The sequence below is a fragment of the Alteromonas sp. ABH4_456 genome (assembly GCF_056160645.1).
The window spans coordinates 74,883-89,950 of sequence record NZ_JBSWXO010000001.1; the positions used below are offsets into that span (position 1 = coordinate 74,883).

Sequence of the window (15,068 nt, forward strand, 5' to 3'; positions counted from 1 at the left end):
TTGATTAGCGGTCTGTTTACCACCACGGGCATAATAACATGATATCTGCGGCTGTGAACATGCTGCCGTCAGAAAGGCGATCAAAGCTGTGGTAAATCAAACCACAATGCTTCTGAGTCAGTCCCGGCAGTGAGTTTAAGCATGTCGTCCTGATAGACGCCGATGCCGTCGCCGGCTGAAAATTTTTCACCTTCCAGTGTCAGGTCACCTTTCATCAGATGCAGATAGCCAAGCCGGCTGCCCGTTGACAATGTAATGCCCTCAGCTTCTTTTAATATTAAGCGGTGTAACGACATGTCCTGATGTACCTTTACTGTACCGTCAGCACCATCCGGTGTCACCAGAGCTGTGAGCGCTCCTTCCTGAGCGATTGTTTTCTGTTCATAACCCGGCGCGATACCTGTTTCTGAAGGCAGCACCCAAATTTGTAAAAAGTGTACCGGGTCAGTTTGCGACGCATTGTATTCGGAATGCCGGATCCCTGTACCGGCAGACATGCGTTGAATGTCTCCAGCCGGAATCGTATCACTGTTCCCTGTGCTGTCTTTATGTGCCAGCGCACCACGGGTTACATAAGAAATAATTTCCATATCGCGGTGACCATGCGTATCGAAACCACGTCCCGGCGCGACGTTATCGTCATTTATGACTCTGAGTACCGAAATTCCCATGTGCTCAGCATCATAGTAGCGGCCAAAGGAAAAGGTATGTTTTGATTGCAGCCAGCCAAAATCGGCTTTGCCTCTGGCATCTGCTCTGCGAATGTAACGCATACTAATACTCCGGAAAAATTGGACAGGCCTAGTGTAGTCCTGTTAACCGGGATTAATACTCCATTATCTACAACGAAATGTTCTATTTATTAGAACTAATAGTGAGCAGCAATTCGCCAACATGCTTTATCACCTCGGTTGAGGTGGCAAAATTAAGCCGGACAAAACCGGGAGCACGAAAGTCGGCCCCGTCATTGGCAGCAATGCCGGTACATTTGAACAGGTAGTCAGCGGCAACGCCCGGAGCAACATCATTCAGATAATCGCGAAGATCCAGCCAAAGAAAAAAGGTCGACTGAGGTATACAGGCGAGTAACGATGAGTTGTGCAGTAGTCCGGTCAGAAGAGCGCGGTTTTTACTGATCTTTTCGCCCATAGTCTGCAGCCATAAATCGTTAAGCTCGTCGTATGCCAGAATTAATGCCTGTCTTGCCAGTGCGCCTGCAAACAAGTGGGAACAAGTGATCGATGCGCGGACTGCATCCCGCCATTGCTGATTAACAATGATAGCGTAGGCTGCCGCTGGAACATGGGCGAGATTGTAGGATTTAGATGGCGATTGCAGCACAATGATATTGTTTTGATATGCTTCCCCGATACTGACCAGAGAAAAAAATTCGTTTCCTTCAGCAATAAAACCGCGGTGCACCTCGTCACAAATTAACGGAATGTTTCTCTGAGTACACCACTCAGCCAGCGCCTCCAGTTCGTCCCGTTGCCAGAGCTGGCCGGTTGGATTATGAGGATTACAGAGCAATACCGCAGATAAGTCATCCGGCAGTGACGATAAATCTATGTAAACATTGCCATCGCTGATATCCAACGTCAGCGGGCAAACTTTGCGTTGTGTTTTTTCTGTCACGGCGAAAAACGGCCCGTAAGAAGGTATGAATATCCCCACCTTATCGCCGGGCCGCGTCAGACTTTCAAGGGCAATGCCCATTGCAGCGATAATACTGCAGCAATCTACAATGGAAGATTCATCTATATATTCCCCTCTCCGCCAGTGCCACTGACTGACAGCGGCAGTAACAGCAAGTTGCTGATAACCAAAATGAGAAGATAGGAAGAGTGAAAGCCTCCGGTTGACCATTTCCGGTGGCGGAAAATCCGTATCCGCCACCCACATAGGAAATACTGGTTTATCAGACGCACCATAACGGTTTGTCACATCATCAAATTTAAGTGAACCTCTGTTAAAACGCTGCTGAAATTCCTGCACTAACTTATCCGTTCAAAGACATTAAATTCAGATAGTGAATGCTGGAATTTTCTCTTCGTTTCTCTTATCACAAAGGGAATATCCTGCGGGGCAGCCACACGACGGAAATCCTCACCTAAGGCTTGCTCCAGTGCCATCGTCGACGTGAGTGTTTCACCATTCGCGTCTTTATAGCCACCGAGCCAGTTTTCTCTGGCAGTATATTCTTCTAACCAGGTAAACGGTGATGCAATAATCAGCAATCCTCCCGGATTTAACCGTTCACGAATGCTTTCGAGTAACCGGGCGGGTTCGTAAACACGGTCAATCAGATTGCTCATAAGGATAAGATCATAACCGGTAAACTGGGGCTTCAGGTTACAGGCATCGCCCTGGGCAAAATGCACTCTGTCTTTATTTTCGCTTAGGCCAAGGTCTGCCAGTTTTGCTACTTTAAATTCGGTCAGCTCCCCTTCTTCAATCAGGTTGTAACGGATCTCACCGTGTTCCTGCATGGCAAAAGCGGTCTTAATAAAGCGTGCAGAAAAATCGATGCCGTCAACGTGATCGAAGTACTTAGCCAGCTCAAATGAAGCGCGGCCTGTTGCACAGCCCAAATCTAACGCTCTGGCTTTGGGTTTTGCACCGGTAAACTGCATGGCAAAAGCTACAGATGCGGCACCAAAATTTGGCACACCGTAATACGTACTGCCATAGTGGAATTCACTGTACTGTGATACCTGCGTGTCACTCTCATAATCGAGATCGTTCACTTTAATTACCTCGGTAGATTCAACATAACGGAAACCCGCATGCTGGAAAAAATGACGACGGAAGGCATAACGACTGTGCGCCATGGCTTCATTTCCCGTCGAAATCCATGAACCACCTTTAAATAAATTGTGCTTATTGTCAAAAGTCGGCGTGGTGAAATCATCATACAGAGGATGCACCTTGAAACCGTCGAAGGGATAGATGGGCGTTTCTGTCCACTGCCACACATTACCCGCCACATCGTAAAAGCCCCCCATTGAGAACAGGTTCACCGGTGTTGATGATGCACCATGATGCAGCCCTGTATTCCACTCTTCGTGCCACAATGTATCTTTCATCCCTGCGTGTTCACATAAACGCAACCACTCATCTTCTACCGGTAACTGAATATGCTTGCCTGTGCGCTTTGACAGCCAGTTACAAAAGGCCTTTGCTTCATGGTAATTGACGTCCACAGGCCAGTCCTCCGGCAGCGGAATTTCTGTTGCCAGCGTGCGGTAAACATAGCTACTTTCCTGCTCCCGCCAGAAAACAGGGTGCCTGGCGCCGGTATAGGACAACCATTGCCTGCCCTCCTCTTCCCACAAACGGGGCTGAGCGTAACCACCATCTTTCACAAACGCCAGAAATTCACCATTACTGACCAGGTACTGTGACGCAGAAAAAGGTTTTACTTCTGCAGTGTGCTCACCGTATTCGTTGTCCCAGCCATAGTAGCCTGCGTTGAATGGTTTACCTGCTGAGACTTTTCCGCCGGGCACGGGAAGCAAAGTATTCTCAGGGGCTTCACCGGACTCCGGATACGGTGCCCATTCTGGCTGGGGTTGTACAAATCGCAGAGGTAACTGGCGGATGAGAACAGAAGACGTTTCAAGGTGAATGCCTTCATGCTCAATGCCCATCAGTACAGGCCACATGGGGCTTTCCCAGTCTATGGGTAATGAAAAATCCATTGTCAGAATCAAGTCGGAAACCAGGCGTCTTACCTGAGCACGGTAGGCAGTGACTTCTTCAACAGCAGGCCAGTCATAGTGAGCGTCATTGAGGTCATCCCAGCTCATCTCATCTACACCAATGGCAAACAAAGATTCAAAATCAGGATTGATACGGTCATTAATAAGTTTCGCCAGTACCAGTTTATTAATAAAAAAAGTGGCAGTGTGACCGTAATAAAAAATAAGCGGATGACGTAATTTTTCCGGCCGCTGATAGTAAGCGTCATCTGATTTTAATAACGAGAAAAGACTTTCGTAACGGTCAAAAGACTGTTGAAAATAAGCCAAGATTTCTTTTCTTTTTTCTTCAACAGTTCCCTGTTTCAGATGTGGTGTATGAAGAGCGTTCATGAAAACCCCGGATGGTGAATTTTTGTTAGGTATTTCTCTGTTATGGATTTCTTTGTTACGAATCGAGGCCGGTACCTGACAATACTGGCGGGAGCCATCTGATCTTTTGTACAGAAAATAGTAGCAGAATTCCAGACCTTACCGTGGGAATACGGAAAGAGCACCACTGAGATCAATGAATTAAATGTAATGGAATTGTGTGACCGGAAAGTTTCAACCGTTTACACGGTGCGAAAAGTAAAAAGGCCCGCTTAAAATAAGCGGGCCTTTTTGGAATGTGGCGGAGAGAGAGGGATTCGAACCCCCGGAAGGTTTGACCCTTCGCCTGATTTCAAGTCAGGTGCATTCAGCCGGACTCTGCCATCTCTCCGAGAAGTGAAGCGTATCTTAATGATATTTTTTTGCCTGTAAAGCGTTAATTTTAAAAAAGCCTACAACCGGTTAGCTTTTAATCAACGTATTAATAAATAACAGGCAGTTGATGATTAATGCAGCACAGTGACATGTCTGTTTACAGTTTGAGTTTGAAAGCACTTGAAAAATGGAACCAAAACCCATACAAATGACCTAAGATAATGTTACCAGGCTTTTCTGGTGTTTATAGTCCTATTGGAGGAAACAATGGATCAACGTTCGATGTATGCAGGTGCATCTCAACAGTCAGTACTGCAAACAAATAAGGTATTGCGCAATACTTATATGTTGCTGGCTATGACACTGGCATTTAGTGCAGTGTGTGCCGGTATCGCTATGGCGGTTGGCATCTCTCCTATGATGTCGTTAGTCATGACCATCGGTGCGTTTATTACCTTATTCGTGGTTCAGCGTAAGGCTGAATCTGCATCCGGTATCTACTGGGTGTTTGCATTCACCGGTTTGATGGGTGCATCACTGGGTTATACCCTTAACTTTTATTTAGGTGTAGCGGGTCCCGGCCTTATTATGCAGGCATTAGGTGCAACAGCTCTGGTATTCTTTGCATTGTCAGGTTATGCGCTTACCACTAAGAAAGATTTCTCTTTCCTGGGCGGTTTCCTGCTGGTAGGTCTGGTGGTTGCAGTAGTCGCCGGTATTGCGAATATCTTCTTCATGGTACCTGCGGTATCACTGGCAATCAGTGCTGCTATCGTGTTCATCATGTCAGGTTTCATCCTGTTTGATACCAGCCGCATTGTTAACGGTGGTGAGACAAACTACATCCGTGCAACCGTTTCAATGTACCTGAACATCTATAACCTGTTCACTTCTATCCTGCACTTACTGGGTGCGTTTGGTGGTGATGATTAATTAAAAGGCTTACTGCCTGAGGAAAACACCCCGTAAGGGGTGTTTTTTTATTTCTATGTCCCGTTATTCTGTACTTGTCACATCATCACCCTACGACAACGACGGAGCCTCACGCGCTCTGGCCTTTTGCCATCAGTTACTTGCTGACGGTCAGGAAATTGAACAAGTATTTTTCTATCAGGCTGGCATTTACAATGCGCTGCCACAAATGAACCCGCCTAATGACGAAATGAATGTCTATCAGGCATGGTGTGAGCTGAAATCACAAGCACAAACTTCATTACGGGTTTGCATGACCGCGGGAGACAAGCGGGGTGTAAACGGCACCGGCGAAGAAGAGGTTTTCGAACATACCGGCCTCAGTGATTTTTTCACTTCGCTTCATCAGTGTGAACACCTGGTACAATTCTGATGGCACATTTACTTATTCGTTTTACTACCGCTCCCTACTCTGTCAGTCAGGCATCCGACGGGCTGGACTTTGCCATGGCAGCAACGAACTACGGCCACGAAGTATCAATACTGTTTGAAGGTGACGGCATCTACCAGTTAACAGAGCAGGCCCCGCAACAGCAAGGGGTGAAAAATCATTTTAAAAGGCTTAAAGCGCTGCCATTCTTTGACATTGAAGACTGTTACTACGTGCAGTCCGATTATGCTACCAGAAGAATTAGAGGGCGGGATGTATTAAAAACTGTTAAGGCGTTAACTGATGATGAGGTGCCAGCGCTGATTGAACGGGTTGATCATGTGGTGACGTTCTGATGATATTATTTATTACTACCTCAATAAGTAATGATATGCAGCAGCGCTATCTCCGGAATGCTGAAACCTTGAACATACCCGTTATTCTTCGTGGAAACGGCGTTTATCAATATGGTGAACTGCAAGAAAGTGATTTTCCGCTTTACGTACTCGCTGACGATGCTGAATGCCGCGGCGTGAACTGTGAAGAGGGTGACCTTATCTCACACAGCGACGTTATTCGTTTCACACAACAATATGGCAAGTGGATAGTACTATAATGGCCGGCAATACAAGCTTTGAATGGCAAGGCAAAGACATAGAAACTGATAAGAACGGTTACCTGCTGGATTACACGCAGTGGGACGAGAGCATGGTGCCTGTGCTGGCGGAGCAGGAGAACATTTCGTTGACAGAAGAACATTGGGAAGTGGTTCGTTTTGTCAGGAATTTTTATCTGGAATATGAAACCAGTCCTGCGGTACGTGCACTGGTGAAAGCAATGGCGGCCGAATATGGTCCGGAAAAAGGCAACAGCCGTTATATTCAGCGGTTATTTAAAAAAGGGCCGGCCAAACAGGCAACAAAGCTGGCGGGATTGCCTAAACCCGCCAAGTGTCTGTAATACAAAAATGGCGTCTTATAAAGACGCCATTTTAGTGTTTACCGGTGTGATTAAGCCGGTTTAATTTCAGTCACACCACCCATGTAACTTACCAGTGCTTCCGGCACTTTTACGCTGCCATCAGCCTGCTGATAATTTTCAAGAATAGCCACTAAAGTACGGCCTACAGCCAGACCTGAGCCATTCAGAGTGTGTAATAATTCAGGTTTGTTCGTTTCCGGGTTACGGTAACGGGCCTGCATCCGGCGCGCCTGGAAATCAAGCATGTTAGAACATGAAGAAATTTCCCGGTAAGTATTTTGCGCCGGTAACCAGACTTCCAAATCGTACGTTTTACAGGAACCAAAGCCCATATCACCGGTACATAGCAACATTTTGCGGTAAGGCAAGTTCAACTTCTGTAAAATCACTTCCGCATGACCAGTCAGTGCTTCCAGCGCATCAAAGGAATCTTCGGGTTTAACCAGCTGGACCAGCTCAACTTTATCAAACTGATGCTGACGGATAAGACCCCGTGTATCACGACCGTAAGAACCCGCTTCACTCCGGAAGCAAGGTGTATGGGCAGTCATCTTCACCGGCAGGGATTTGGCATCAAAAATCTCGTCACGTGCCAGGTTGGTCAGCGGAACTTCAGCAGTTGGGATCAGCGATAACCCCTGACCTTCTTCGGTGGCAGGCTGAGTATGGAACAGATCTTCACCGAACTTAGGCAACTGACCGGTACCATACAGGCTGTCATGATTGACCAGATAGGGTACGTACATTTCCTGGTAACCGTGTTCTGCAGTATGCACATCCAGCATGAACTGAGCGAGTGCACGGTGCATGCGGGCAATGTGGCCGCGCATTACAACGAAACGACTACCGGTTAACTTCGTCGCAGCAGCGAAATCCAGCCCTTTATCTAAAGCTTCAGCCACATCTACGTGATCTTTTACTTCGAAATCAAATTCTGCAGGTGTGCCCCACTTACTGATTTCCACATTCTGGTTTTCGTCTTCACCCACCGGCACAGATTCGTGGGGAAGATTCGGGATCCCCTGAGTCAGTGCAGTGATTTCAGCCAGCAATGCATCAAGTTCATTTTTTGCTGCGTCAAGATCGTCGCCCAGCTGGCCAACCTCGGCCAGTAATGGCGCAATGTCCTGGCCCTGCGCTTTTGCTTTACCAATGGACTTACTACGGACATTACGTTCATTCTGTAATTCCTGCGTTTTTGTCTGCAGGGATTTGCGCTTTTCTTCCAGCGCATTAAAAGCGTCTGCATCCAGTGTAAAGCCCCGGTCGGCAAGGCGTTTAGCAGTGTTCTCAATGTCTGCCCGAAGTAACTTTGGATCTAACATGTAATTCTTTTTATCCTTTCATCATTGCTATTGCTGCCCATCCTGCCAGCAGGCACAGGCACACATTTAATAACACATTGGCTATGGCTTTCATTATCAGGCCATTTTCCAGTAATGTCAGTGTTTCGATAGAGAACGTGGAAAAGGTGGTAAAAGCCCCTAAAAGGCCGACACCTATCAGAGCACGATAGGGAGAATCCATCAGTTCATGCCGCTCTATGAATCCGTATAACAGTGCAAGGCTGAACGAGCCTAATACGTTCACAGTCAGTGTACCAAAGGGCAGCGCTTTTCCAAACCAGGAATCGATATTAGATGTGACAAAAAAGCGCAGACACGCGCCTATTGCGCCGCCTGCTGCGATATAACAGTACAAGACAATTCCTGTTGGCATGACTATCCCTTTTTATCCGTAGCCTGTTGATTCAGTGTGTCGAGAAAATCCCGTTTTGCTTTGAGTTTCTGCTCCAGTCCGCGTTCTGTGGGCTCATAGAAACGGGTACCGGCAATCTCTGGCGGCAGATACACCTCGCCCGCTGCAAAAGCATGGGGCTCGTTATGCGCATAACGGTATTCATCGCCGTGCCCGAGCTCTTTAAGCAGTGCCGTCGGGGCGTTCCTTAAATGAACCGGAACGGGATAATCCGGCGCTTTAGCTGCCACCTGTTTTGCCAGACTGAAGGCCATATAAACGGCATTACTTTTTGGCGCAAGTGCACAATATACAGCCGCTTGCGCAATGGCCCTTTCCCCTTCTGCCGGACCGACACGATGATAACAATCCCAGGCGTTCACACTCAATTGCATGGCTCTTGGGTCGGCGTTGCCAATGTCTTCAGACGCGATGGCCAGCAGACGTCTGGCTACGTACAGCGCATCACCACCGCCGTTCAGTATTCTCGCATACCAATAAAGCGCCGCGTCAGGATCTGAACCACGTACTGACTTGTGAAAAGCGGAAATTAAATCGTAAAACGTATCGCCACGTTTGTCATAAGCAGCCACTTTTTCGCCGGTTGCCTGCTCGACATCGCTGAGTGTGATGACGTCGCCCTCAGCGAAATCCCCGGCCAGTTCAAGATAAGTCAGTAATCTGCGGGCATCACCGGCACACAAGCCGAGAAGCGCCTTTCTGGCATCATCTTTCAGCTCAAAACCCCGTTTGCCAAGCCCTTTAACTTTATCTGATAACGCCCTGTTCAGCACTCCGTTAAGCGCATTGTCGTCCAGCGACTGCAACACATAAACCCTGACCCGTGACAGCAATGCATTATTCAGCTCAAAAGAGGGGTTTTCTGTGGTGGCACCGATAAATGTAACCGTACCGGATTCCACAAAGGGTAAGAATGCATCCTGCTGACTTTTATTAAACCGGTGAACCTCATCAACAAACAATAATGTACGCTGACCATGACGCTGATCTATTTCAGCCTGCTCCATCGCAGCCCGGACGTCTTTTACACCGGCGGTGACTGCTGACAGACGCACTACCTTTGCCTGTGTATACGCAGCAATCATTTCTGCCAGTGTGGTTTTGCCTGTACCGGGAGGTCCCCACAAAATCATTGAATGGCAATGACCGGCTTCCAGCATTTTTCTTAAGGGCTTCCCTTCGCCCAGTAAATGGGTCTGACCGGCATAATCATCGATGCCGGCCGGCCGCATACGGGCAGCCAGCGGGGCGTAGTCGTCTTGCGAAAACAAACTCACCGCTGATCGTCTACCATAAATTGATCAGAAATATCTGCCTGAAATGTATCAGCAGCCATAGGAAAGCGGGTACTGCTTTGAGAAAACAGAATGGTGCTAGTTTGTTCCTGTGCATCCAGTGTAGACAAACCTGTAAGGCTGTTGTCGTCAAACAACAGAGTCAGTTTACGGATCTGACCTTCACCGTTTTTAGGGGTAACGATATATTCAGATGCATTGTCGTCAGCAGCGCGGATAACGAATTTCGACCAGACAGTATCATCATCAGAGGTTAGTAACATAAACGGGTTATCTTTTACCTGACCTTTTTGATCCATCACGGTAACCTGCATGGCAAAGGGGTCGATATTCCAGACCGTTTCGCCATCAGCAATAAGCACGTTGTCATCCGGTGCGTAAGTTTCCCAGCGCAGCTTGTCCGGACGTGCCAACACCACTTCGCCTTTGGTTTCGTGAACGATATTATTACCGCTATCAGTAATAACCTGCGCATACTGCGCTTTGAACTGATTAATACCGGACAACAAAGATTTTAACTTTGCACCGGCGGCGTCATCGGCCTGCGCGGAAAATGCGAAAATACCGGATAAAACGATGGTGTAAATAAAACGGTTCAATGTACTACTCCTTGGGTACAGGGGGCGCAAGCACTTCCCTGTTACCGTTATGACCTGGTGAAGATACGACACCGTTTGCTTCCATTTGTTCTACCAGTCTGGCCGCACGATTGTAACCAATTCTGAATTTACGCTGCACGGAAGACACACTGGCCCGCCGCGTTTCAGTTACAAATGCCACAGCCTCATCGAAGAAGGCATCATATTCCTCGTCACCGTTTTCTGCTGCTTCTCCCGGCAGTAAGACTTCCGCAGTGGCTTCACCGTTAAGAATTTCATCAATGTAATCAGGCTTGCCCCGTTTCTGCCAGTCACTGACTACCGCATGCACTTCATGGTCATCCACAAAGGCACCGTGTACACGCGTTGGTACCGGGCTGCCGGGCGGTAAATACAGCATGTCACCCATACCAAGCAGCGCTTCTGCACCCTGTTGATCCAATATTGTTCTGGAATCGATTTTACTGGATACCTGGAAAGCGATACGGGTGGGTATGTTGGCTTTGATCAGACCGGTGATAACATCTACAGACGGGCGCTGCGTGGCCAGAATAAGATGGATACCGGCGGCACGGGCCTTTTGCGCGATCCGTGCTATCAATTCTTCTACTTTCTTACCCACAATCATCATCATGTCGGCAAATTCGTCAACAACCACAACGATGGCCGGTAATTTTTGTAAGTCCGGCGCTTCTTCTTCCATGCTGTCTTCAGTGCGCCACAACGGATCTTTAATCGGCTCGCCGTCTTCGATGGCCTGTAACACCTTGGCATTATAGCCTTTCAGGTTTCTGACCCCGAGAGCAGACATTAATTTATAGCGGCGTTCCATTTCACCTACACACCAACGCAACGCGTTAGCGGCTTCCTTCATATCGGTGACCACTTCTGCCAGCAAATGAGGGATCCCTTCATATACTGAAAGTTCAAGCATTTTCGGGTCGATCATGATCATGCGGACATCTTCCGGCTTGGACTTATACAGCAAGCTCAAAATCATGACATTCACCCCGACGGATTTACCGGCACCGGTTGTACCGGCAACCAGTAAGTGAGGCATTTTCGCAAGATCGACCACAACCGGTTTACCGCTGATATCCGCACCTAACACCATGGTCAGAGCAGACTTATTGCTCTGGAAGGCGTCACAGGTGATCACTTCACTCAGACGAACCATTTCACGTTTTTTGTTAGGCAGCTCAAGACCTATCACAGACTTTCCGGGAATAACTTCCACAACACGCACTGACATAGCAGACATAGCACGGGCTAAATCTTTTGACAGACCGGTAATTTTGCTTACCTTCACGCCGGGCGCCAGATCAAGCTCAAAACGGGTGATAACAGGACCTGGATAGACGCCTACCACACTGGCCTCAATGTTAAAATCTGCCAGTTTGTCTTCCACCAGGCGGGACACCATATCCATCTCTTCCTGAGTGATGGGGTTTTCTTTACGGTCGGGGCGTTCCAGCAAGTCAAAGGACGGCATTGGGCCTAATGCTGCAATTTCGGCCTTCTCAGCCTCTTTTGCAGCCACCGCTTCAGCCAGAGTTGTCGGCGCTTTTGGTTTTGCAGCGGGTTGTGACAGCGGCTTCGCAGCCACAGGCTGTTCTGTAACCGTTGAAGTTTCAATGTTTTGTGGTTTGTCATCCGAATCATCTGATGCATCATCCGTACTGAACACCGGTTCAGATTTTTCAGCCGGAGCCGTATCTTTGTCTTTAGACGGCATCACTTTTTCTTTAAAACTACTGAAAGAGAACCCGGACTTCTTGTCCGCTTCGATGGTTAGCGGTTCATCAACTTCAAAAGGTGGTTCATCATCGTCATTGGCGAATACTTCATCAGGAATACCAAATGAAGGCTCGTCCCGCTGACTCCCTGACCAGGGAGAAGACGTTGTTTTATCACTCTTGCGCGGTGCATCCTCAGGTAGTGGCGCAGCTCTCAGTGTCGTTACCTCGACAGTATCGCCACTCCCCTGCCCTGCAGATTTTTCTGAAGATAAAGCCAGCTTTGGCATATCAAGACCGATAAGCTGTTGCGGGACCGAAATGGTCTTTCGGCCGAACCAGATGGTTGCACTGCCCATACTGTCGATAATATCCAGCCAGCTGATACCGGTAAGTAATGTAAAACCGGTGCAGGAAAAACAGAGCAACAACAGAATTGTGCCGGCAGTATTAAAATAAGGAATGAGTGCAGAACTGATTACATCACCGACAAAACCGCCAGCCGAAAAGTTATACAAATCGTTAAAATTGATACTTGCGATGCCGGTAACACCCAGCGCAATCAGTAATCCGCCAATGATTCTCAGGCCGATAGTCAGATAATCAAATTCATCGAGATCTTTGACGTGCTGAAATAAGAACCAGCCAATAAAGGCAAAGCAAAACGGTAAAAGATAGGCCAGCCAGCCAAAACTGAAAAGTAATAAGTCTGCAACCCAGGCGCCTGTTGCCCCCACCCAGTTATGCACATCAAGTTGTAAGCCTGCCTGACTCCATCCCGGATCGCCGGGATGAAAAGAAGCCAGTGCCAGTAAAATAAAGAATGCGAAAACGCAGGCGACCATCATGCCTGCTTCAAGTAATCGCTGGATACCTGTTAAACGCGCCATAAACCCTTAATCATCTTTATCCGTCACCGTAAGTGCAGAAGCCTTTCCATGCACACAGAAAACAACGGTGACTTGTTTTAACACACTTTTATTATTTTAATATTTCTTCAGCCGTGATGAATACTGGCTGAACAGCGACTGAAACTACAGTAACTGTAATATTACAGATTACCACAAAGGGAAAAAGGATACCTAGTTCAATATACAGTGGTTTTAACCGTTTCCACCCTTCTGCAGCACTGGCAACTACGCCACTTTTAGCCGTCATTTCATATTGATGCGTACTGCAGTGGTACTTTTTACTTCTTCCATCACCACGTAGGTTCTCGATTCACTCACACCGGGTAAACGAAGTAAGGTATCTCCCAGTAATTTCCGGTAACTGGACATATCCGCTACCCTTGCCTTCAGGAGAAAATCGAAATCTCCGGACACAAGGTGACATTCCTGAATATCTTCCTGATCCTGCACTGCAGCAGAAAATTCTGCGAAGATATCCACCGATGTTTTCGTTAAAGTGATTTCAACGAAAACCAGCATGGCAGCGCCCAGTTTCTCGGGGTCAAGTGTAGCATGATATCCGGTAACATAACCCTGAGCCTCAAGGCGCTTAACTCTTTCAAGACAGGGACTGGGACTCAGCCCCACTGCTTTAGCCAATTCAACATTCGATATCCGCCCGTCTTTTTGCAGCTGTGTAAGGATATTTCTGTCTATCCGGTCAAGGTGTTTTGGTGTTTTTACCAGCATATTAAATTCTGCACTTTCTTTGTTTTACAAAATATAGCACGGCATCCTGAAAATCTTCAGCACATACTTCGTTTTTTTCTCACGTATACTGCCGCCATCTGAAACAAACAAAAAACAACAATTTTTGAGGGTTCTATGTTAGTTGGTGTACCAAAAGAGATTAAAAACCATGAATACCGCGTTGGTCTGACGCCTGCAGCAGTTAAAGAATTTGTTACCCATGGTCACGATGTGGTTGTGGAAACTCATGCAGGTACTGCCATTGGCTTCACTGACGACATGTATGTGTCTGCAGGAGCCCGCATCTCACAGACGGCTGAGCAGATTTTTGCTGAAGCTGACATGATTGTTAAAGTGAAAGAGCCTCAGCCCAATGAATGCAAAATGCTGAGAAAGGGTCAGACACTGTACACGTATCTGCACCTTGCTCCGGACCCTGTTCAGACTGAATTACTTATCGCATCCGGCGCCACTTGTATTGCCTATGAAACGGTAACAGACGACCGTGGTGGATTACCCCTGCTGGCACCGATGAGCGAAGTTGCCGGACGCATGTCAGTTCAGGCCGGCGCACACTATCTTGAAAAAGCCCACGGCGGCAGCGGTACTCTGCTTGGTGGCGTACCGGGTGTAGCACCGGGTAAAGTACTGGTAATTGGTGGCGGTGTTGTAGGTATCAACGCGGCTAAAATGGCTGTTGGTATGGGTGCTGATGTAACCATTCTGGATCGCTCTCTGCCACGCCTCCGTCAGATTGATGATATCTTCAATGGTCAGGTTAAAACAGTATTCTCAACGGTAGATGCCATTGAACAATATTCATCAAAAGCAGATCTGGTTGTCGGTGCGGTCCTTATTCCCGGTGCAGCAGCGCCAAAACTGCTGAACGAAGACCATATTAAAGCGATGAAGCCGGGTTCAGTTGTGGTGGATGTGGCCATTGACCAGGGCGGTTGTTTTGCTACTTCAAAAGCGACAACACACCAGGATCCTGTTTATATTATTGACGACGTGGTTCACTACTGTGTTGCCAATATGCCGGGCGGTGTTGCACGCACCTCTACCATGGCACTGAACAATGCGACATTACCATTTGGTCTGGCGCTGGCTAATAAAGGCCCGAAACAGGCGATGCTTGATGACAAACACCTGCTGAACGGTCTCAACGTTCACGAAGGAAAAGTAACGTATAAAGCGGTAGTCGATGCACTTGGTGAAAAACTGGGTCTGACGTATACACCGGCTGAAGAAGCGCTGAAGTAATCAGTA

At 47.7% G+C, this 15,068-nt stretch carries 15 protein-coding genes and 1 tRNA gene; 6 read left to right on the plus strand and 10 right to left on the minus strand.

Annotation, left to right across the window (positions count from 1 at the left end):
• Positions 1-80 precede the first annotated feature (80 nt).
• The 4 genes from ACXAG2_RS00375 to ACXAG2_RS00390 all read right to left on the minus strand — a co-directional run bounded on the left by ACXAG2_RS00375 (position 81) and on the right by ACXAG2_RS00390 (position 4,464).
• Positions 81-773, minus strand: coding sequence for a pirin family protein (locus ACXAG2_RS00375; protein ID WP_474863773.1), 693 nt, complete (start codon positions 771-773; stop codon positions 81-83).
• Between the two features lie 82 nt (positions 774-855).
• Positions 856-1,995, minus strand: a complete 1,140-nt coding sequence (locus tag ACXAG2_RS00380; RefSeq protein ID WP_474863775.1) for an aminotransferase class I/II-fold pyridoxal phosphate-dependent enzyme — start codon at positions 1,993-1,995, stop codon at positions 856-858.
• Positions 1,995-4,094 carry a 5-histidylcysteine sulfoxide synthase gene (ovoA, locus tag ACXAG2_RS00385; protein WP_474863777.1) on the minus strand — a complete coding sequence of 700 codons (2,100 nt, stop codon included), beginning with the start codon at positions 4,092-4,094 and terminating at the stop codon, positions 1,995-1,997. Before ovoA ends, ACXAG2_RS00380 begins: the two co-directional genes overlap by 1 nt.
• A 278-nt stretch (positions 4,095-4,372) precedes the next feature.
• Positions 4,373-4,464: transfer RNA gene (locus tag ACXAG2_RS00390), tRNA-Ser, on the minus strand.
• Between the two features lie 251 nt (positions 4,465-4,715).
• Here ACXAG2_RS00390 and ACXAG2_RS00395 point away from each other — a divergent pair.
• Genes ACXAG2_RS00395 through ACXAG2_RS00415 form a run of 5 tightly spaced genes read left to right on the plus strand, consistent with a single transcriptional unit; the run spans position 4,716 to position 6,750 of the window.
• Complete coding sequence (locus tag ACXAG2_RS00395) at positions 4,716-5,381, plus strand: Bax inhibitor-1/YccA family protein (protein ID WP_303574701.1); 666 nt, start codon at positions 4,716-4,718, stop codon at positions 5,379-5,381.
• A gap of 55 nt (positions 5,382-5,436) precedes the next feature.
• Positions 5,437-5,793, plus strand: a complete 357-nt coding sequence (tusD, locus tag ACXAG2_RS00400) for a sulfurtransferase complex subunit TusD (RefSeq protein WP_474863779.1) — start codon at positions 5,437-5,439, stop codon at positions 5,791-5,793.
• Positions 5,793-6,146, plus strand: a complete 354-nt coding sequence (locus ACXAG2_RS00405; protein ID WP_474863780.1) for a DsrE family protein — start codon at positions 5,793-5,795, stop codon at positions 6,144-6,146. Before tusD ends, ACXAG2_RS00405 begins: the two co-directional genes overlap by 1 nt.
• Positions 6,146-6,406, plus strand: coding sequence for a hypothetical protein (locus ACXAG2_RS00410; RefSeq protein WP_474863782.1), 261 nt, complete (start codon positions 6,146-6,148; stop codon positions 6,404-6,406). Before ACXAG2_RS00405 ends, ACXAG2_RS00410 begins: the two co-directional genes overlap by 1 nt.
• Positions 6,406-6,750, plus strand: a complete 345-nt coding sequence (locus ACXAG2_RS00415) for a TusE/DsrC/DsvC family sulfur relay protein (protein WP_474863784.1) — start codon at positions 6,406-6,408, stop codon at positions 6,748-6,750. Before ACXAG2_RS00410 ends, ACXAG2_RS00415 begins: the two co-directional genes overlap by 1 nt.
• A 50-nt stretch (positions 6,751-6,800) precedes the next feature.
• On the opposite strand, the gene serS is transcribed toward ACXAG2_RS00415, so the two are convergent.
• From serS to lrp, 6 genes are all read right to left on the minus strand, one after another.
• On the minus strand, positions 6,801-8,096 hold the full coding sequence (gene serS, locus ACXAG2_RS00420; protein WP_474863785.1) for a serine--tRNA ligase: 1,296 nt from the start codon (positions 8,094-8,096) through the stop codon (positions 6,801-6,803).
• 10 nt (positions 8,097-8,106) lie between these two features.
• Positions 8,107-8,490: a fluoride efflux transporter CrcB gene (gene crcB / locus ACXAG2_RS00425; RefSeq protein ID WP_119501420.1), complete on the minus strand. Its 384-nt coding sequence runs from the start codon at positions 8,488-8,490 to the stop codon at positions 8,107-8,109.
• Positions 8,491-8,492: 2 nt separating this feature from the next.
• A complete protein-coding gene (locus tag ACXAG2_RS00430) occupies positions 8,493-9,761 on the minus strand; it encodes a replication-associated recombination protein A (RefSeq protein ID WP_474864428.1) in 1,269 nt (422 codons plus the stop codon).
• Positions 9,762-9,802: 41 nt separating this feature from the next.
• Complete coding sequence (gene lolA, locus ACXAG2_RS00435) at positions 9,803-10,423, minus strand: outer membrane lipoprotein periplasmic chaperone LolA (RefSeq protein ID WP_474863787.1); 621 nt, start codon at positions 10,421-10,423, stop codon at positions 9,803-9,805.
• Between the two features lie 4 nt (positions 10,424-10,427).
• Entirely contained in the window at positions 10,428-13,049 is a 2,622-nt protein-coding gene (locus ACXAG2_RS00440) for a DNA translocase FtsK (protein WP_474863789.1), read from the minus strand.
• Positions 13,050-13,313: 264 nt separating this feature from the next.
• Complete coding sequence (gene lrp / locus ACXAG2_RS00445) at positions 13,314-13,799, minus strand: leucine-responsive transcriptional regulator Lrp (protein ID WP_119501423.1); 486 nt, start codon at positions 13,797-13,799, stop codon at positions 13,314-13,316.
• Between the two features lie 135 nt (positions 13,800-13,934).
• Here lrp and ald point away from each other — a divergent pair, with 135 nt between their 5' ends.
• Positions 13,935-15,062: an alanine dehydrogenase gene (gene ald, locus ACXAG2_RS00450; RefSeq protein WP_119501424.1), complete on the plus strand. Its 1,128-nt coding sequence runs from the start codon at positions 13,935-13,937 to the stop codon at positions 15,060-15,062.
• The last annotated feature ends 6 nt before the right edge of the window (positions 15,063-15,068 follow it).